Source organism: Spiroplasma endosymbiont of Phyllotreta cruciferae (genome assembly GCF_918697755.1).
Genome location: NZ_OU953854.1, coordinates 82,108 through 102,585, shown reverse-complemented (window position 1 = coordinate 102,585; position 20,478 = coordinate 82,108). Strand labels below are relative to the sequence as shown.

Below are 20,478 nucleotides of genomic sequence, written 5' to 3'. Positions count from 1 at the left end.
AATTCATCCGAATCATATTTTTATAAGACAGAATTATTTACAAAAAAAATTTTTTTTGAACAATTACATGTAACTTTTTTTGAGATTGATGATATTATTTCTTTTTGTGAAGAGCGTTTAAAAATTATTATTGAAGATATCTTATTATCAAAAGATTATGAGATGTTTTTTTTCATCTCATAATAAACAAATTCTAATTATGTTAGATGTTAAAGATTTAACGCTTAATATTAATATTTTTGAATTTATTTTTATTTTAGAAAATATATTACATACATATATTAGTCGAAAATTTCAAAATAATTTTAAAATTATTATTGTTTTTAACTATAACGAATCAATTCTGTTTGAAAGTCTTCGAAAAATAGTTAATAAAGTTTTGTTATCACAAAAAGATTATATTTTAACAGTTATGAACAAAAATCAGCGTAAATTAGTGCATAAAAGTATTTTAAAGTTGCAAAAACTTAATTTCAAAATAAATTGGGCCAGAAAATGCCCGTCAAATCGTTATTAAGTGTACTAATAAAAAATAATGATTATTTTATTTTTTTTTAATTTTGATATAATTTAACAAAGCAAAGAGGAGTTTCAAAAAATGTTTGAAGATACAATAGTTGCCCCAGCAACAGCAATGGTGAAACAAGCAATTTCAGTTATTCGTATGTCAGGGTCTGATAGTTACAAAATTATTAATAAAATTTTTTCAAAAACAGTTGTTCCTAATGGGAACCAAGTTTGCTATGGTTATTTAACTGAAAATGGTGAAACAATTGATCAAGTTATTTTAGTTTGTTTTGAAAGTCCAAATTCGTTTACTGGCGAAGATATCATTGAAATTAATTGTCATGGTGGTGTTTTAGTTACTAATAAAATTATTAAGTTATTGTTAAAAAATGGAGCACGGTTAGCTAATCGAGGGGAGTTTTCCCAACGAGCTTTTTTAAATGGAAAACTTAATTTGGTGCAAACATATGCAATTAACGATTTGGTTAATGCAACAAATGATAATAGTGCTAGAATAGCTTTGAATAATTTACAAAATAAAAACACGCATTTAATTAGTGCTTATCGTGATGAATTGTTAGATATTATTGCTAACATTGAAGTAAATATTGATTATCCAGAGTATGATGGAGTTTGTGATTTAACAACACAAGAATTAAATCAACAGTTACTTGTTTTAGAACAGAAAATTAATGATTTAGTTAAAATCAGTAAAGTTGGTAAAATTATTAATGAGGGAATTAATGTTTTGATTCTTGGTAAACCAAACGTTGGGAAATCATCGTTGTTAAATGCTTTAATGAACGAAGATAAAGCCATTGTGTCTGAGGTACCAGGAACAACAAGAGATATTGTGGAAGGAAAAATTAACTTAGGACCACTAACACTGAACATTATTGATACTGCCGGGTTACGTGAAACAGTTGATAAAATTGAACAAATGGGAATTGAAAAAGCACGACAACAAGTTGAAAATGCTGATTTAGTTTTAGTTGTTGCAGATAATTATTTAAATTTAGTTGAATTAGATTTTGATGTTAAAGCGTTAATTGAAAATAAAGAGTATTTATTAGTTCTCAATAAAATTGATTTACTTAATGTTAATAAGCCCAACTTAGATAAACATTTAGTTGGGATTTCTGCTTTAAATCGAGATATTAAAGCGTTAATTGATAAGATTTTAATATTATATAATACTGAACATCTTATTAAGGATGATCAGTTGGTTCTATCAAACATAAAACAAATTTCTTTGTTAGAGAAGGTAGCAAATTCAATAAAAAATGCATATAATAATACTACGAGTGGATTTCCAGTTGATATTATTAATGTTGACTTACATGAGGCTTGGGAAATATTAGGTGAAATTCTAGGTGAAAATTATGAAGATGATTTATTGACAACAATTTTTAGTAGATATTGCCTAGGAAAATAGGAGGAAAATATGCAAGGAATCTTTGATACACATTGTCATTTAATGTCACATGAATATGAAAACGAAGAGACTTCAGCAATAATTGCTGATGCAAAAATAAGTGGCGTTTATTGGCTTAATAATGTTGGGTATGATTTAAAATCTAGTAAAGCAGCAGTTCGCCATGCAATGCAATATGATAATGTTTTTGCAACAATTGGGATTCACCCAACTGGTGTTGCTGAATATGGCGTGACAGATTTAATAAAATTAGATCAGTTATTAAATAGTGATAAAGTAATTGCTGTTGGCGAAATTGGTTTGGATTATTATCATAAAAATGTTTCACCAGATTTACAAAAACATTGATTTATTAAACAACTTGAATTAGCAAAGGAACATAACCTTCCTGTAGCAATTCACTGTCGTGATGCTTATGAAGATTGTTATGAAATATTAAAAACACAAAAAATCGAAATTGGTTTGATGCATTGCTATAATGGAACAATTGAAATGGCAAAAAAATTTTTAGATTTAGGATTTTATCTTTCATTTGCAGGAAATATTACTTTTAAAAATGCCGAGCAGTTACGTGAAGTTGCTAAAATGGTACCGCTAAATAAAATTTTGGTTGAAACAGATGCACCATATTTAACTCCTGATCCATACCGTGGGAAGAAAAATTATCCTAAATTTATTATGTATACAGTTAAAAAACTAGCAGAATTAAAAAGCATGCCCGTTGAAGAAGTGATTCGTATTACAAATAAGAATGCCCGTAAATTATTTAATCTTGAATAATTTTTAAATTAAATAACAAAAGTTAAAATGAAAAAAATATTAGAGCAATCTAATATTTTTTTCATTTTAATTTATTTTCTTTTTTTACCTAATGATGATAATAATCCTTTTTCTTGGAAATTATACAAACCATTTTCAATATTTTTCTTAATTGTTTTTTCAAATATTTTTGTTCCTTCAATAACACAATTTAATGGATCTGAAGCAGTTTTTGTTGGTAATTGGAAGATATCAAAAAAGTATTTATCAATATTTCTAATGAAGGCTCCTCCACCACAAACTGTAATTCCGTTTCTCATAATGTCTCCTGCTAATTCAGGTGGTGTATTTTCTAATAGTTCAATTACTAAGTCTGTAATTTTAGAAAATGCATTTAATAAGACATTTCTAATTTCTTCTGAAGAGATTTTTGATTCTTTTGGTAATCCTGAAACAATATCACGTCCATAAATTTGAATTGATCTTTCGTTATGGTATTTAACTAATGAACCAATAAATTTTTTAACATCTTCAGCTGTTTTTTGTCCGATAGCAATGTTGTATTCTGAACGAATGTATTTACGAATATCATCATCAAAGTGGTTTCCAGCAACTTTAATTGATCTTGAAACTACGATATCACCTGATGAAATAATAGCTAAATCAGTTGTTCCTCCACCAATATCAATAATTAAGTGTCCTTGAGGTAATTCAATATTAATTCCTGCTCCTAAAGCGGCCATTTTAGATTCTTCTTCGATAATAACTAATTCAGCACCCATTTCTTTAGCAACATTTTTTAAAGCTTCTCTTTCCAATTCTGTAACTCCACTTGGACATGCTAATAATACAATAGCATTTTTTCAAATGTTCATCATTTTCATTCTTGAAAAGATGTGTTTTAATAAATCTTGTGCAGCTTCCATGTCTGCGATAACTCCATCTACTAATGGTGTTACCATTCTAATATCTCCGTGTGTTTTTCCAACCATATCATAGGCAGCTTTTCCTAAGGCAATTAAACTATTAGTTTTATTGTTATAAGCCATTAATGATGGTTCATTGTAGACTACACCTTGTCCTGAAACATATGCTAAAACATTAGCAGTTCCTAAGTCAAGAGAAATAAATGGTCTAGTTTCTGGTCTCACGTTTTTTTCCTCCTTAACGATTTAATAACTATTAATAGTGTTATTATTAATAGCCATTTTAGTAATTTAATTCTTTTACATGCATTGATTCTAATCTTAAGATATCAAAGATGTCTGATTCGAATTTTTTAGTTCCATTAATAACGGCTAATAATGGTTGTTCACCGATTTTTGATGGTAATTGTAATGTATCTGTAAAGTAACGGTCAATTCCTTTAATTAAGGCTCCACCCCCACAGATTGTAATTCCATTACGGAAAATGTCTCCTGCTAATTCAGGCGGTGTTTCTTCTAACACTTGTACTGTTAGGTCAATAATTCTTGACACTGGTACTTTTAATACTTCTCTGATTTCTTCAGGTGTTACTTCGATTTCTCTTGGTAATCCCGAAACTACATCACGTCCATAAACTTTCATTCTTCTTTCATCAGGATATTTCGATAATGATCCGATTTCAATTTTAATTTGTTCAGCTGTTTTTGATCCAATTTCTAGACCATATTGTGAACGGATGAATTTTTGTACTTCATCGTTTAAGTAGTTTCCAGCAACTTTAACTGATTTAGATAATACGATATCTCCTGAGGCCATAACAGCAATATCTGTTGTTCCTCCACCCGTATCAACAACTAAGTTTCCAGCAGGTTTGTAGATATCTACACCTCCACCTAAAGCAGCCATTTTAACTTCTTCTTCAACAAAAACTTTAGATGCTCCTAAGTTCATTGCAATTTTTTTCAATGCAGCTTTTTCTAATTCAGTAATAACTGATGGACAAGCCAATAACATAATTGAATGTTTTAATTGTTTTGTAATACGTAGTTTTGTGAAAATATATCTTAATTGTGCTTCTGTTGCACGAATATCTGTAATAACTCCGTCAACCATTGGTCTAACAATACGAATTGACTTGTTTCCTTTTCCAATCATTTTGTAAGCTTCTGAACCTACAGCAATAATTCTGTTTTCTTTAATTCTGTAAGCAACAATTGAAGGCTCATTATAAACTATTCCTGAACCTGAAACATATACTAATGTATTAGCAGTTCCTAAGTCCATAGAAACGAAAGCTGGTTTCTTTGTGCTATTATTAAATAAAGCCATGTAATTTTGTCCTCCTGTTTCTTCTTGTTTTATTTAGTTAGATTAATATATTTGATTAATCAGTAAAAATGAATTGCAATTCTATATTTGATTGTAAATAAAGAATACAATACGAATTAATTATAACATATTTTTTTAACTTTTTTTTTAAAATTATTTCCATAATTAGTTTTAGTAGCGATTAGTGTTAACGTTTAACGGAACAACAAAAGTAGGGGACATAATTGTTAAAATTCGAATTAAAGTATTAACTAAATTTTTAATTCGTTGTTTTTCTTTTTCAATTGGTAAAAAATATGGGACTAATTTTAAATATTTAACTTCAACAGTTTTTTTATAAAAAGTAGTATATTTGCTATTTATTGTTTCAATATATTTTTCAATATCATTTGTTGTTTTATATAAATATTCTATTTTAATAGCTGATTTCTCACGACTATATTGATATTTAAAAATTTGGCTGTTTTCTAAAATCATAATTGGATTATAGATTGTCATGTAGATAAAAAAAGTTTTTAAATCTGTAATATTTATTTTGCCAGTTTGAATAGTATTAATTGTGTAATAAAATCAATTACTATCAATTTCTTCAATATTTGTTGTATTAGGATAAGGCCAAGCAATGCCACTATTATTATTTAGTAATTGATTCCATGGTTTATCAGTATTCATATGTCCTGATGAAGTTAAAACTTGTTGAATAAATCAGTATGAAAAATAAGGCTCATTAATAGTTTTATCGGTATTAAAAACTTCTCCAAATATTGGTTGATCCGTTTTTGAAGTATAACTTCAACTTGCAAATGATTGACGAATTCTAACATCAATTGTTGAACAACTAACAACAGCAGCAGTTGCTGTCGATGTTGTAATTGTTAATGCTGTTAAAAATAATAGTAGTTTTTTCATTCTTGTTTTACACCTTATATAATGTTATTTTATCATTTTTATAAAAATTATTGTCATTGTCATAAAAAAAGATAAACATTTGTTTTGAACATATAAAATAAAATTGACAGAAAAAAGAGAGTTAAAATTTCTGTTATATAATTTTATTGAAAGGATGTTCTTTTTTATGGCAAAACAATGAAATAAAGATGAAAAAATTGAAATATTAGAATTTTCTAAACAAAATGGAGTGAGAAGTTCTGCAGAAAAATATAATGTAGCAAAGTCAACTATTCAAAGATGACGCGCTGAGGCTGAAGAAAATGTTGATAATTTAGAGTGAGGCCGTGGCTTGCAAACAATTCATCATTCAAAACGTAGAATGAAAGCATCAAAAGTTATGACTGATGATGTGACTAAAATGTCGCGCTTTGAATTAGAAGAAATTGCAAAGCTCCATCTTGCACTAAAAAAGTATGAAGCGAAGACTATTAAAGATAAGTTATTCGCCATTAATAATTTATCAGCAGATTATTCTGTTGATTTTTTATGCCGAAAATTAAAAGTTACTAGACAAGGATATTATTTATGAATAAAAAATGGAATGCCTAAGTATAAAAATTATAATATTAAATTTGCCAATACAATATTAGAATTATTTAATAAATTTAAAGGTATCTACGGATATCCAATGCTGAGTATTTTATTAGAAAAATATAAAAACATAAAACTTAACAAATGAGTTGTTTATAGATACATGAAAATTTTAAAAATTAAATCTATTAAACGTAAAATTAAGCCAAGTTATTTAAAATCTAGACCATTAAGGTTTCCAAATGTTTTAAACAGAAATTTTGTTGCAACTAAACCTAATCAAAAATGAGTAACTGATGTTACATATTTACCAATAAAAAATAAAATGTTATATTTATCAATTGTAAGAGATTTATTTAATGGTGAAATTTTAGATTGAAAATTATCTAATAATCTAAATAGCAATTTGTGCTACAAAAATTTAGTTTCAGCTTGAAATTATTCAGGAAAACCAAAAAATGTAATAATTCATAGTGATCAGGGTAGCTCATATACTTCACCAATGTGGAAGGATTTATGTGAAAGTATGCACATGGTTATTTCTATGTCTCGAAGAGGAAATTCACCAGATAATGGGGCATGTGAAACTTGATTTAGTTCATTTAAAAAAGAATGCATATATTTATATCAACGAAATGAACTAAATTTAAATAATATTTATGAAATTGTTTCGAACTATATTGAGTTTTATAACTTTGTAAGGCCAAGAATATCGCAAAGAAAAACTCCTTTCAAACAACGAATGGAGTTTTTTAATAAAAAAATCTTTTTTTTCTGTCAATTTTAATTGACATCTTCAGTTTATCTATTTTTTTTATTTTCTTCAATTAATCCATCTCTAATTTTTTTCTCATATGCAATGCAACCATCAATAACAGATGTTTCAGCATTTTTAGCAACACGAACTGGAATTTGGAAATAATCTGATAAAAATTCTTTAATTCCTGCAATTTGTCCACAACCACCAGTAACTATAATACCGTTGGCTACAGCATCTCCAGCTAATTCAGCAGGTGTTTGTTCTAGTACTTCAGTTATTAATTGTATAATTGATGAAAAAACACTTATTAATAACTTTCTAATTTCTGAATCTAAAATTTCAGCTTCTTTTGGCATTCCTGTGACAACGTCTCTTCCAAAAATGATCATTTTTTTGTTTTCTTTCATTTTGTATAATGATCCAATTTGTTTTTTAATTTGTTCTGCTGTTACAACTCCAATTGAAATTGTGTGTTTAGCACGGATATATTTTAAAATTTCTTCATCAATATAATTTCCAGCTGTTTTAATTGATTTACTTTCAACAATTCCGCCAGCTGAGATAATAGCGCAACTTGTTTTTCCGCCACCAATGTCTAAAATAAAAGTTCCTTTTGGTGCAAAAATGTTTTCTCCGGCTCCTAGAGCAGCCATTAATGAATCTTCTTCAATTTTAACAAAATCTGCACCAATATTTTTACACATTTTGATTATTGCTCGTTTTTCTAACTCTGTAACATTTTTTGGACACGCAATTAAAACAATAGCATTCTTTCATAAGTCAGCCACCTTTGCTTTTTTCCCTATTTGTTGAATAAATTCTTCAGCAATAGATAAGTCTGTAACTGCTCCGTTACGTAATGGTGTATAAATTTCAATTCTATCATGAGTTTTTCCAATTAACTTTTTAGCATCATCTCCTAATGCAATTAGTTTATTGGTTCCAATTTCATATGCCATTACGGATGCTTCGTTGAAAATAATACCTCTCCCCGCAACATAAGCGATCGAATTAGTTGTCCCCAAATCTATAGCGATAAATTTACGGGGTGGCTTTGGTGAGATGTTGAATGTATTTTTCAATACGTCTGATATTGCCATCTTTAAAATGTCTCCTTCCATTTATTGCTTCGTTAAAAAACATAGCAATAATAAATAACATAATAATTTTCTTAAATATTAAATCCCTTAAATTGTAATAAAAAATTCAACATCAAGTAATTTTATTATATAAAATCCAGAGTAATTTGCAATTAAAAATAGCAATTTAATTTTTTTTTGCATTTTATTTTATTTTACTCTCTTTTTTACAAAAAAAGTACATTTTAATATACTTTTAATTTTTATGCAATTTTATATTCATTTGCTTCTAACAATTGAATTCTTTCAATTACAGCACCTAAGTTTTTTTCATATGTTTTAGCGCCATCAATTACACACATTAATGGGTCATTTGCAGCTTTTACTTTTAATTGGAAAATTGATTCAAAATATTTAACAATTCCACGAATTAAAGCTCCTCCGCCACAAATTGTGATTCCATTTCTAATAACATCTCCCGCTAATTCAGGTGGTGTTTGTTCTAACACTTCAACTAACAAGTCTGTGATTCTTGAAAATGGTGCTAATAAAACGTTTTTAATTTCTTCGGGTTTAATCATTACTTCACGTGGTAGTCCAGTGATAATATCACGCCCAAAGGCACGAACGGTTTTTTCATTAATTATTTTAACTAATGCTCCAATTTCTTTTTTAATTTGTTCGGCGGTTCTAATTCCAATTAAAACATTATACTCGGCACGAATGTATTTTTGAATTTCTTGATCTAAGTGTTTTCCAGCAACTTTAACTGATTTTGAGATTACAATATCACCTGCTGAGATGATTGCTATATCAGTTGTTCCTCCACCAATATCGATTACCAAGTTTCCTTGTGCTAATCCGATGTTTAAACCAGCTCCTAATGCTGCTAATTTAACTTCTTCTTCAACTAAAACGTGACTTGCTCCCATATCTTTTGCAATTGCTTTTAAAGCACCACGTTCTAGTTCTGTAACTCCACTTGGGCACGCTAATATTACTAGAGAATTTTTTCAAATTCCTGATAATTTTAATCTACTAAAAATGTGTTTTAATAAATCTTGGGCAGCATCCATATCTGAAATAACTCCATCAACTAATGGTGTTACCATTCTAATGTGTTCATGTGTTTTTCCAACCATTTTGTATGCTTCGTTTCCTAAGGCAATTAATGAGTTACTTAAGGTGTCATATGCCATCATTGAAGGTTCGTTATAAACAATTCCTTGTCCTGAAACATATGCTACTGTATTAGCTGTACCTAGGTCTAAAGCTAAGAATGAGTAATCTTTTCCAAATTTATAATTAGCCATATTTCTTTTGCCTCCTACTCCTATATTTAAAATTTATCATTATTTTAATATAACATTCTAGTATAATTATACTATAAAATTATGATAAATTAAACCAAAAAGATTTTTATGAGGGAAAAGGCAACAGTGGGAACATTCGTTATTGTAGAAGGCAAGACAGTTGCAACAAAATTGAAAAGTATTTTTCCGGACCTAAAAATCATTGAAACTGGTGGGGGTGGAATTACAACAGAAAAACTAGAATTAATTAAAAAAATTAGTTTACATAATAAAGTGATAATTTTTACCGACCCTGATCATCCTGGTCAAAAATTACGTCAAATGATTAGTGATTATTTAGATAACAATTGTATTCATGCTTTTATCAATAAGACTGATGCAATTAAAGGAAAAAAAGTAGGAGTTGCTGAAGCTTCTACGTTAGCAATTAAGAATAGTATTAGTAATCTAATTATATTTAGCAACACAGTTGGTGATAGTTTATTATGAAGTGATTATATTAATTTAGTTGATTCAAAATTAAGACGTCAAAAAATTATCAATTATTATAATTTAGCACCCACTAATAATAAAACAACATTTAAGTGTTTAAATTATATGAATGTGACAAAAGATGATTTAATTAAGATTTTAGAGGAGAAATAAGGATATGAAAAAACAAAATCAGGAAATGTGAGTAGAAGGGATGATTATTGCCAAAAAAAGTAAAGGCCAAAATTTTTTAACAAATGCTTATTTTATTAATAAAATTGTTGATAGTGCATTTGAATTTCCAAAAACCAATATTTTAGAAATTGGTCCGGGGATGGGGGCTTTAACGAATGAAATTTTAGCAAAAGCAAATAAATTTATTTGTGTTGAAATTGATCCAGATTTAGTAAGGTATTTAACAATAAAATTCAAAAATAAAAATTCAAAAATCATTGAAGCAGATATTTTAACCCTTGACTTAGAAACTTTATTTGCAACTGAATTTTCAGATAATAATCCAATTAGTATCATCTCAAATATTCCTTATTATATTACTTCACCGATTATTTTTAAATTATTAAAAATAAAGAACCCAAAGGTAAAAGAAATTATTTTAATGATGCAGAAAGAAGTTGGTGAAAGAATTATGGCTCAACCAAATTCAAAGGTGTACAATAATCTTTCTATTGTTTGCCAATTTTATAGTTATATTGAAAAAGTTTGTTTAGTTGGACGAAATAATTTTGTTCCTGTGCCTAAAGTTGATAGTGTTGTTTTAAAATTTAAATTAAATCAAAAATATCCTGATTTAAAAAATGAGGAAGATTTTATTAGCTTTATTCGAGCCATGTTTGCAACAAAGCGAAAAACAATTTTAAATAATTTAGCAACTATTTTGCATGACAAAACATTAGCACAAAATATTTTATTGAAATTAAATTATGCTTTAAATTTAAGATCAGAAAGTTTAACCTTAAATGATTTTTATATATTATATAATGAAGTTAAACAAAATGAGAAAAAAGGTTAATAATGCAAATTAGATCATATGGTAAATTTAATTTAACATTAAAAGTCTTTCGTAAGAATCAATGAAAAAAAATGCATCGAATTCAAAGTATTATTTTTCCTTACAAATTAGAATATGATATGGTTGAGGTTCTACCTTATCAAGGTAATCAAACAATCTTTACTTGTAATAAGAAAGAACTTGATTGAAATAATAATACTGTTTTAGACGCTTATCATAAGTTTGTTACAGTTTTTCCTAAATTTAAAACAATTCCTTTACATATTAATTTAATTAAAAATACAACAATTGGCTCAGGGTTAGGGTATTCTTCTAGTAATGCTGTTGCTGTTATTAAAATAATTTGTAATTTTTTTAAAATTAATTATTATTCAAAAAAAGTTAAAAAATTAATTAAAAATCTTAGTTCAGATGCCTTATTTTTTTATTTAGAAAAACCAGCAATTATTTTTGGTTATGGTAATAGAATTACGTATTTAACATCGAACCAAATTAAAAAATATGAAATTCCTAATTTTAAAATTATTAATTCAAAAATTTCATCAATTACAAAAGATGTTTATGAAGAATTTGATCATAATTATCAATATTATAAAGTAAAGAAAAATACTAATATCTACTATAATATGCTGCAACAACCCGCTTTTAAAATTAATCCAAAGCTAAAAAAATTTTATATAACATTAAAAAAAGAACACTACAATGTGATGCTATCGGGCAGTGGTGGTACTTTTTTAGTATGATAATATAGTTTTAAAGTATATTTTAAAATTAATTTAGGCTATAATTTAACATAAATGAGGAGAATATAAAATGAATAAAGTATTGTTAATTGATGGAAATGCTTTACTTTTTAGAGCGTTTTATGCTACGGCTTATAATGGTGAAATGTTAAAAAGTTTAGACGGAACTCCAACTAATGCAGTTTATGCTTTTGCTAATATGCTAAATAAAATTTTAAAAGCAAATAATTATTATAGTGTTGTTGTTGCTTTTGACAAAGGAAAAAAGAACTTTCGCCATGATTTATTAGCTGATTATAAGGATGGCCGCAGTAAAACACCAGAGGAATTAATTGTGCAATTTCCAATTGTAAAAGAATTTTTAGATAGTTATCAGATTCCGTATTTAGAACAAGAAGGGTATGAGGCTGATGATTTGTTAGGATGTTTGGCACAACAAGCAGAAAAAGAAGATTTTTATGTTGATATTTTTTCAAGTGATAAAGATTTATATCAATTAATAAGTGATAAAACAAATATTTTAGTTCCGCGTCAAGGCGATACTGCCGATGTCATTGATGAGATGGCTTTAGCAGAAAAATGAGGAGTTAAACCATTACAAGTTCCTGATTTAAAAGGATTAATGGGAGATCCTTCTGATAACTTAAAAGGAGTTCCTGGTGTTGGTGAAAAAACAGCAATAAAATTAATTAAAGAATATCATTCAATTGAAAACCTATATGATAATATTGATAAAATTAAAGGGACATTACAACAAAATTTATTAAATAATAAAGTAGATGCGTTATTATGTAAAAAAGTTGCCACAATTTTTTGTGATATTAATTTAAGACAGTTTGCATTTACCCCATTTCAACCAAATCATGATGCTTTAATGCAATTTTATTTAAAATATAATATGAATTCTTTTATAACAAAATTATTTAGTAACAAAGATGATTTTCAAAATTCAGAGTTAAAAGTTGAAATTATTGAAGAATGAAAAGAAGGATATAATGAGGATAATACTACTGTTTATTTAGAATTATTTGATGAAAATTATCATCTTTCAGAAATCATTGGCTTTGGAATTGTTAATTCCAAAGGAGTTTTTTATTTTGATTATATTAATGCTAAACATGACAAATTATGGCATCGGTTTTTACATGATCCAAAATATCAAAAAATAACTTATCATGCCAAAAGTTTAATTGTTGCTTTAGCTCGGGACAACATTATTGTGCAAAATATTAGTTATGATATGATGCTAGCTGGTTATGTTTATAATTCTAATGCAAAAAATACGCTAGATACTTACATTAATTTATTTGAAAAGAAACAGATTTTAACTGATGATTTATTTTATGGGAAAGGAGTTAAAAAACAAATCCCAGCTGATATTATTAAACTAAGTCAGTTTATTGGGGAAAAAACATTTTATATTAATAAATTGCAGCCAAAGATTATTAAATTATTAAAAACTAATCAACAATATGATTTATATTATGATATTGAGTTACCAACAGCTTTTGCATTAGCACGAATGGAAATTAATGGGGTAAAAATTGACCAACAAGAGTTAACGGATCAAACATTACGAATTGAAAAAATTGTTCAAGAATTAAATAATGAAATTAACGCAATTGCCCAAAAAGAAATTAATCCTAATTCGCCAAAACAAGTATCAGAATTATTATATTGTGATTTTTCTTTGTCTGATCTAAAAAAAGGATCAACAGCGCAGGAAGTTTTAGAGGAAATAAAGGATACTCATCAAATTATTCCTAAAATTTTAGATTATCGGAAGTATCAAAAATTATATTCAACATATCTAAAAGGGATGGAAAAGTATATTTTTAATGATGGTAAAGTGCATACAATTTATAAACAAACGTTAACAAATACGGGTCGCCTTTCTTCGGTTGAACCAAATATGCAAAATATTAGTATTCGTGATGAAGTTCAAAAAGAGGTTAGAAAAATATTTGTTGTTTCAACAACAGATAATATTTTATTATCATGTGATTATTCACAAATTGAATTAAGAATTTTAGCTCATATGTCAAAAGATTCAGATTTAATTATGGCTTTTAATAATAATGAAGATATTCATACTAATACGGCAATGAAAATTTTTAATTTGCCAAAAGCAGAAATTACGTCTAATATTCGTCGTAGCGCTAAAGCTGTTAACTTTGGGATTATTTATGGCATTAGTGATTTTGGATTGGCAACTGATTTAAATATCCCCGTTTATAAAGCAAAAGAAATTATTAATAATTATTACCAACAATTCCCTACAATTAAAGCGTTTATTGATAGTCGAGTTGAGTTTTGCAAACAAAATGGTTACGTTACAACTATTTTTAATCGAAAACGATATGTTCCTGAAATTAATGATCGCAACTATATGCAAAGAGAATTTGGAAAACGAATTGCAATGAATATGCCAATTCAAGGCAGTGCGGCAGATATCATTAAGATTGCCTTAAAAAACATTGATCAAGAATTTTTAAAATTAAATTTAAAAGCAAAGATAATTGCACAAATTCACGATGAATTAATTTTTGAAATTCCACAAAATGAATTATCACAAGTTAAAACAATTGTTAAAAATTTAATGGAAGATTCAATGGTGTTAGATGTTAAGTTATTAGTTGATATGAAAACAGGTTTGAGTTGATATGATTTAAAATAAAATTAAATGATATCAACATTTTTTATGCCATAATTTTTATGATTTCGATTTTGGCCATAATTTGTTGTAATTTGGTATGGTAACATTCCTGAATATTCCATTTCCATTTTAATTATTGCTCGTTATGAGTTAGTGTTTTCAACATCGCATTCAGCAAAAATTCATTTTAATTTCATTTTTTTTAAAAGCTAAGGCAATAACTACTTTCCCGGCTTCAACAATATAGCCATTTCCTCAATATTTTTTATTAACAATATAACCCATTTTTGCATTTGGCATAATTGGATCTAAGCGTAAATCAATAATTCCAATCATTTGGTGGGTATCTTTTAATTCCAATCCTCATTTATCTAGTGGTTGGTTTAAAAAGAGTTGCGCAATTATGTTTTATGTTTCCATAATAGTTTGATGGGGTCCCCATTCTAAAAATTGTATGTTTTCAATATCTTTGCTATATTCAAAAATATTATTAGCATCTGCAAGGGTGATTGGGGCGCAGAATTAGACGTTCAGTTTCAATAATTTTATTCTATTCTAAAATTAAATGATATTGTTGCATAATAAGTGGTTCCTTTTTCTAATATTATATCTAAAAAATAGTTTTAATATATTGTTTTTTAAATAAAAATTAAAAATACTAATTATTTATTAGTATTTTTATTATATATTTTATTTTTCTAGCAGTTTTTCAATTTTACTAATATTAAAATTTTTATTATATATTTTTTCAAAATTAACTTTAAATTTTTGTGCAACAGTTAATAAATTTGCTTTTGCTTTTTCATTATCAATAGTATTATTATTTTTTTCAAAATTCGTAATCATTTCATTTGTTAAACTAATAAATTTCTTTTCCAAACTATTAAAAATTATTGTCTGATATTTTGTTGAAATTATTGTCTGAATTTCATCCACATATTTTGGTGATATCTTTAGTTTTGATTAATGCAAGGATATTTTTATGAAATAATTGGTAAATAAGTATTACAAATAAAATCAATTGTTTGTTGGCGAAAATCTAAAATTCATTGGGCATAATATTCGTCAGAAACATCATTTATAATTTCTCATTCTTCATTTAGAGCTTCTAAATTAGGAATAATAAAGTAATTAGTAATTTCTGAAAAGATATTTGTTATTAATAAATTTAAGTCAGTATCAATTAAATAACTAATTAATGATTGATACTTTTTATCTCTTGCTTTAACTAACATTTCAATAATATTTGTATAGTCACTTTCAAAAAGATCCAAATTAAAAACAATTTTTGTTTTTAATGCTTTAACTTCATATTTATTTGTTAAATTAGTAAAATATTTGTTGTAAAAAGGGCGATTAAGTGACTTTTCTAATAATAAGTGACGATGGTGATTGTTGGGTTTATCAACAGTTATTTTACGATCAATTGTTCGTTCCTTTTTAAATTTTGCACTTCTAATTCGATATAAAATTGGGACATAAATAGCAATTACAAAGATTATAATAACACTAATAACTAAGATAATAATTCCTCATTCTGGCATATTATCCCTCCTAACTCTTAATTGTATTATATCTTAATGTCTTTAAATTAATGTATAGTATAATATACATTTTGACAAGCTAGTTTTAAGTTTTTTATCATAAATTTATAATTTCTATTTATATATTCACAGTTGAAAAACATTGTCCTATTTTATAAGACATTTTATTAATTATTTAGACAATTTCCTTCATCATCGGTTGTTGTACATTGTGATTGGAACATAATAAAGATAATATTTTCAACGGTTTTTGTTTCAATATTATATATGGCAAACGCTCCGTCTTGTCAAGGATCATTTTCTTCTTCGAATGTGCCATTGTTTCCTTGATTCATATGAACATCGTGGACACCATCAATTGGATTACCATAGCCCATTCCTCAAATTCCAATTCGATATTTTGAATTGTTTAAAGCAGGCGAAACAATTTGTTTAAATAAAGTTTCTAGTTCACTTGTTTCTTCATCCCCAACATATGGCAAAATAGTGATGTAACGATAATCAAATAAATTACCTTTTAAATAATCTAAGCAGTAACCATCTTTTCCTGTTGTCAAATTCGAATGAACAGTATCATCTAAAGCAAAACAGCGGTCAACAATATCGTTTTGATAATTTTGCTTAATAAAATATAAAACATCATGCGGTTTAATTCGTGAACGAACATTAATGTTGACAGTATACGATTGATCATTTTTATCAGTAATTTCTAAATCGAAATGAGGATTACCTCTTACTGTCGGATGATAGTTGGTTAAATTTCCTTTTAAAAAAAACATATTTATTTTCTTTCATAATTAATCATTTCCTTTCTATGATTTTATAATCTAAATGTTATCTATAAAAGATATCTTTATTTTATGCAAAAAGCAACTGAAATGCCATTAATAATAATTTATATCAAATTAATTGCATATTATTATAAACAATTGCGTAATTATTTGCTTTTTAATTAATGTTCTTAAAACTAGCATCTTGATTTTTATAATATTGTAAATTGTACTATGAAGTGTAGCAGTTTATTTGTTATGATTATACATCAATAAAATAAATGTTTCAATATATTTATTTTTAAAAAATTTAGTAGTTTTGTCTTAAATTTATGAATTTTGACACACTGAAAAATAAAATGATTAAAATTTTATAAGTAATTATATTAAAAATTAAACATTTGTATAAAAACTTCTTTTGAAGATAGTCAATGTAAATTTTTTTTAAGTTTAGAGTTTATTATATTGGCAACTTCTTGATAATAATTTCTTGAATAAATACTTAAATCAATTCCTTTGGAAAATCAATGTCTAAAATCACGAATTGCTCTTTCAACTTTAGGGTTTTGAGTTGGAGTTCCAGCGTCACAAAATATACTTTAGCATTTGTTATTTTTTCAATTTTTTCTCAATCAGCAAATTCTTTGCCTTGATCTGTTATTATTCCTTTACATTTATCTTTAAAAAATCTGTTAGAAAAAATTCGTTCTACTGCATTTGTAACTTCTTTTGTTGTTTTTTCTTTTAATGGTTCAATGATTTTAAATTGGGTTAATTCTTCGATTAAAACTAAACAAACACTATTGTTTTTACCAATCATAGTATCCATTTGATATCAACCAAATTCATATTTATCATGTTTTGCTTCTTCAATAGTTCTAAAATTTCTTATTTTCCCGCGATTATCAATCCTATTTTTTGTTTTATATTTTCTATCGTGAAAATACAAATTATTTTTCTTGAAATTTAAAAATTCCAAATGAATATATTTATATAAAGTTTTAAAACATATCGGAAATTTAATACCAAACTCTTTTTCATATTTTTTACAAATTTGTTCTGGTGAATCATGAAATTTGTTATATTTTTCATCTAGTCATTCTAAAATATTTAACAATAATGATGATTTTTTAAAACATTTTTGTCGTTTTTGTAAATAATCTTCGTGTGCTAATTTAGCGTCATATTCATTATCTTTTAACCTTTTTATTTCTCGTCTAATTGTATTGCGATTTTTATGCAATATTTTTGCTATTTTAGATATATTGGGTTTACCATTTTTTCTTTTTAAAGAATCAAGTTCTAATAAATCTTTTAACATTACTCTTTCTTGAAAAGTAAAATGATGTTTTGTTTTATCCTTATCCATTCTAAAAAATCCTTTCTTTTATGTACATAACTAATTATATATATTTTTAGGGTTTTGGGCGAGCGGTTGATTTTCTTAAATTTTTGTGATAAAATGACTTACAAGTTAAAAAAATTTTTGAGGTTCTTTCAAACAAATTTGGGAACCTTTATAAAATTCTTCGCTTAACGCTTAGAATTTTTCCCAAGTATTTTGAAAAGCGCGGCAAAAGTTTTTTTAAACTTTAAGTAATTTTTCTCAAAACTTATGAAAATCCCGCGAGCCCAGATTATTACAAAAATATAATTATAATAATCATTTAAATAACTTCCTTTCTTAAATATATTTAAAAGTGCTTGTATATATATATATATATATATATAATATCAATAGCTCTTGATAAAAAGTTTCAAGATAAAAGAAAGGAAATTATACAAAATGAAAAAACTTTTAAATTTATTAAGTGTATTAACTATTAGTGGAACTGCTATCCCAACAACAATTGCCGCTAGTTCTTATCAAAAAGAAAATAAAAAAATATTAAATAATGAATTTAATAATTTAAAACGAATTAAGAGAAATAACCCGCCGTCTTTACAAAGTATTATTACAACAATTAATATTGGAAATATTGAAATAAACGATAAATGTCATATTATTCAAAAATTAATAGAAATTAACCATCCGATTGTCTCTAGACAAGATTTTATAGAAAATATTGAATTTGAAAATATTAATCAAAATTTTGCATTAATTCATTTAAGAGAAAATATTGTAGTGGGAAATGAAATAAATTCAATAATTCCAGATTCAATTATTTTTACTATTAATTTTTCAACAAACAGTTTTACCTTATCTTCTATCATTAGTAATACAAATATAGGAAATATAGAAAATAATTATCACTATACTATTTTACAAAATTTACAAAGACTTAACCCCGATATAATATCTAGAAATATAAACTTAGAAATAATAGAAACATCAATAAATTCGGCAACAATTAGAAATCTTAATTCTGAAATTATAGGAGATACTATAGAAGTAAATTTTACAACAAATAATCATACAATAGATTCATTAATTGAGGAAACAGATTTGGGTGAATTACCAGATAGCAAAGAAGAAACAATTTTAAATGCAATTATTGAATTGAATCCTAGTATTGAAATAAATAATATTAATAGTATAGAAAATATTACAAATAATAGTGCAACTATATATGGAAATATTGGTCCATTATTAAATTGTCCAGTTTTAGAAATGGACAATTTATGAAGACCGGCAGAAAATAATGAACTTAATAACGTATCTATTTATTATAGAGAATTTATGGATAGTATTGAAGTGTTTTTTACTTTAAATATTTATCAAACAATAAAACCAGAAGAACCAATTTATCAAACAATAAAACCAGAAGAACCAATTTATCAAACAATAAAACCAGAAGAACCATTACATGAACAAGTATTAAAATCTTTATCACCAGAAACAAGAGATTTTTTTTCTTCAAAAAATAATGATTTAAATAATAATAAAATTATTAATAAATATAATTCTCTTTCAAAAGAAAGAAAACAACAAAAATTAAATGAAATCAATCAACATTATCAAAAATTATCTGAAAATAATAAAAAAAATTTTAAAGATACATTAAAAACAATTGGTAAGGCAGCTTTGGGTTCTGGGGTTTCAATATCTGGGGGGTCTAGTGCAAAATTATTGTATTCTAAATTAATTAAACCAAACAAAATAAAATATGATCTTATTGGATATATGAAAAAAAATGATATAACACCATTAAATGAAGAAACCCCACTTTTAAGTGAAACAGAAAACTCATCAACAACCGAAGCAATCGAAATGGAACCACTTTTATCAGAAAGCAACGGTTTAACGGCAGCCGAAACTTTAACAACTGCAGAAGGTGGCATTGTTACAACTGAAGAAGTTGTTATTGGAACAGAGGCCAGTACTGCAGTATCTTTAGCGCCTGAAACACTAGGTTTATCATTAATAATTGGAGGTCTATTATTAGCAATTATGGGGGGTGTTATTTGATGACTGAATTCTGGCGATGATTTAGAAGCAATTAAACATAACACACATAATCAGTATGATGCAATTGAAAAATACTATAAATTTTTAGCTCATGATCAATTAAAATTAGATATTAATAGTAATGAATGAAATAAAATTAAAAAAATTTATTGAGAAAATTTAGATAATTATCAAGAATTTAAAAATAAAATAAAATCAGAAATTATAAACTTTTATAAAGCAGATCATAGTGGTTGGGGTGGGTCAATTAATGACGACGATTTA

The 20,478-nt window shown here is 26.3% G+C and carries 18 protein-coding genes and 1 pseudogene; 9 read left to right on the top strand and 10 right to left on the bottom strand.

Annotated elements, in window-relative coordinates; translation table 4 throughout:
* Positions 1–199: 199 nt before the first annotated feature.
* From NL276_RS00570 to NL276_RS00560, 3 genes are all read left to right on the top strand, one after another.
* A complete protein-coding gene (locus tag NL276_RS00570) occupies positions 200–517 on the top strand; it encodes a hypothetical protein (protein WP_253301542.1) in 318 nt (105 codons plus the stop codon).
* A gap of 81 nt (positions 518–598) precedes the next feature.
* Positions 599–1,942 carry a tRNA uridine-5-carboxymethylaminomethyl(34) synthesis GTPase MnmE gene (gene mnmE, locus NL276_RS00565; protein WP_253301541.1) on the top strand — a complete coding sequence of 448 codons (1,344 nt, stop codon included), beginning with the start codon at positions 599–601 and terminating at the stop codon, positions 1,940–1,942.
* Positions 1,943–1,951: 9 nt separating this feature from the next.
* Positions 1,952–2,722, top strand: coding sequence for a TatD family hydrolase (locus NL276_RS00560; protein ID WP_253301540.1), 771 nt, complete (start codon positions 1,952–1,954; stop codon positions 2,720–2,722).
* Positions 2,723–2,793: 71 nt separating this feature from the next.
* Here NL276_RS00560 and NL276_RS00555 read toward each other — a convergent pair whose 3' ends face one another.
* From NL276_RS00555 to NL276_RS00545, 3 genes are all read right to left on the bottom strand, one after another.
* Positions 2,794–3,852, bottom strand: coding sequence for a rod shape-determining protein (locus tag NL276_RS00555; RefSeq protein ID WP_253301539.1), 1,059 nt, complete (start codon positions 3,850–3,852; stop codon positions 2,794–2,796).
* Positions 3,853–3,910: 58 nt separating this feature from the next.
* Positions 3,911–4,957 carry a rod shape-determining protein gene (locus tag NL276_RS00550; protein ID WP_253301538.1) on the bottom strand — a complete coding sequence of 349 codons (1,047 nt, stop codon included), beginning with the start codon at positions 4,955–4,957 and terminating at the stop codon, positions 3,911–3,913.
* A gap of 171 nt (positions 4,958–5,128) precedes the next feature.
* Complete coding sequence (locus tag NL276_RS00545; protein WP_253301537.1) at positions 5,129–5,866, bottom strand: hypothetical protein; 738 nt, start codon at positions 5,864–5,866, stop codon at positions 5,129–5,131.
* A 166-nt stretch (positions 5,867–6,032) separates the two neighbouring features.
* Between NL276_RS00545 and NL276_RS00540 the strand changes: the two genes are divergently transcribed.
* A complete protein-coding gene (locus NL276_RS00540) occupies positions 6,033–7,226 on the top strand; it encodes an IS3 family transposase (RefSeq protein WP_253301536.1) in 1,194 nt (397 codons plus the stop codon).
* A gap of 14 nt (positions 7,227–7,240) precedes the next feature.
* Here the strand turns inward: NL276_RS00540 and NL276_RS00535 are convergent, their stop codons facing one another.
* Both NL276_RS00535 and NL276_RS00530 read right to left on the bottom strand, forming a co-directional pair.
* Positions 7,241–8,299 (bottom strand): rod shape-determining protein, encoded by a 1,059-nt coding sequence (locus tag NL276_RS00535; RefSeq protein ID WP_253301535.1) that lies wholly within the window; start codon positions 8,297–8,299, stop codon positions 7,241–7,243.
* A 242-nt stretch (positions 8,300–8,541) separates the two neighbouring features.
* Complete coding sequence (locus NL276_RS00530; RefSeq protein WP_253301534.1) at positions 8,542–9,591, bottom strand: rod shape-determining protein; 1,050 nt, start codon at positions 9,589–9,591, stop codon at positions 8,542–8,544.
* Positions 9,592–9,717: 126 nt separating this feature from the next.
* On the opposite strand from NL276_RS00530, the gene rnmV reads away from it, so the two are divergent.
* The 4 genes from rnmV (at position 9,718) to polA (ending at position 14,512) form a co-directional block, all read left to right on the top strand.
* A complete protein-coding gene (gene rnmV / locus NL276_RS00525; protein WP_253301533.1) occupies positions 9,718–10,236 on the top strand; it encodes a ribonuclease M5 in 519 nt (172 codons plus the stop codon).
* A 4-nt stretch (positions 10,237–10,240) separates the two neighbouring features.
* Positions 10,241–11,092, top strand: coding sequence for a 16S rRNA (adenine(1518)-N(6)/adenine(1519)-N(6))-dimethyltransferase RsmA (rsmA, locus tag NL276_RS00520; RefSeq protein ID WP_253301532.1), 852 nt, complete (start codon positions 10,241–10,243; stop codon positions 11,090–11,092).
* A gap of 2 nt (positions 11,093–11,094) precedes the next feature.
* The gene (locus NL276_RS00515; protein ID WP_253301531.1) at positions 11,095–11,838 is read left to right on the top strand and encodes a GHMP family kinase ATP-binding protein; all 744 of its coding nucleotides are present in this window, start codon (positions 11,095–11,097) and stop codon (positions 11,836–11,838) included.
* Between the two features lie 67 nt (positions 11,839–11,905).
* Positions 11,906–14,512, top strand: coding sequence for a DNA polymerase I (gene polA, locus NL276_RS00510; RefSeq protein ID WP_253301530.1), 2,607 nt, complete (start codon positions 11,906–11,908; stop codon positions 14,510–14,512).
* Positions 14,513–14,641: 129 nt separating this feature from the next.
* Here the strand turns inward: polA and NL276_RS00505 are convergent, their stop codons facing one another.
* The 5 genes and pseudogenes from NL276_RS00505 to NL276_RS00485 all read right to left on the bottom strand — a co-directional run bounded on the left by NL276_RS00505 (position 14,642) and on the right by NL276_RS00485 (position 18,174).
* Complete coding sequence (locus NL276_RS00505; protein WP_253301529.1) at positions 14,642–14,851, bottom strand: GNAT family N-acetyltransferase; 210 nt, start codon at positions 14,849–14,851, stop codon at positions 14,642–14,644.
* A 330-nt stretch (positions 14,852–15,181) separates the two neighbouring features.
* Positions 15,182–15,427 carry a hypothetical protein gene (locus tag NL276_RS00500; protein WP_253301528.1) on the bottom strand — a complete coding sequence of 82 codons (246 nt, stop codon included), beginning with the start codon at positions 15,425–15,427 and terminating at the stop codon, positions 15,182–15,184.
* A gap of 44 nt (positions 15,428–15,471) precedes the next feature.
* Positions 15,472–16,035 (bottom strand): hypothetical protein, encoded by a 564-nt coding sequence (locus tag NL276_RS00495; RefSeq protein WP_253301527.1) that lies wholly within the window; start codon positions 16,033–16,035, stop codon positions 15,472–15,474.
* Positions 16,036–16,202: 167 nt separating this feature from the next.
* Positions 16,203–16,814 carry a DUF2278 family protein gene (locus NL276_RS00490; RefSeq protein WP_253301526.1) on the bottom strand — a complete coding sequence of 204 codons (612 nt, stop codon included), beginning with the start codon at positions 16,812–16,814 and terminating at the stop codon, positions 16,203–16,205.
* Between the two features lie 377 nt (positions 16,815–17,191).
* Positions 17,192–18,174, bottom strand: a pseudogene (locus NL276_RS00485) (IS30 family transposase).
* A 417-nt stretch (positions 18,175–18,591) separates the two neighbouring features.
* Here NL276_RS00485 and NL276_RS00480 point away from each other — a divergent pair.
* A partial coding sequence (locus NL276_RS00480) for a hypothetical protein (RefSeq protein ID WP_253301524.1) occupies positions 18,592–20,478 on the top strand: 1,887 nt, incomplete at its 3' end.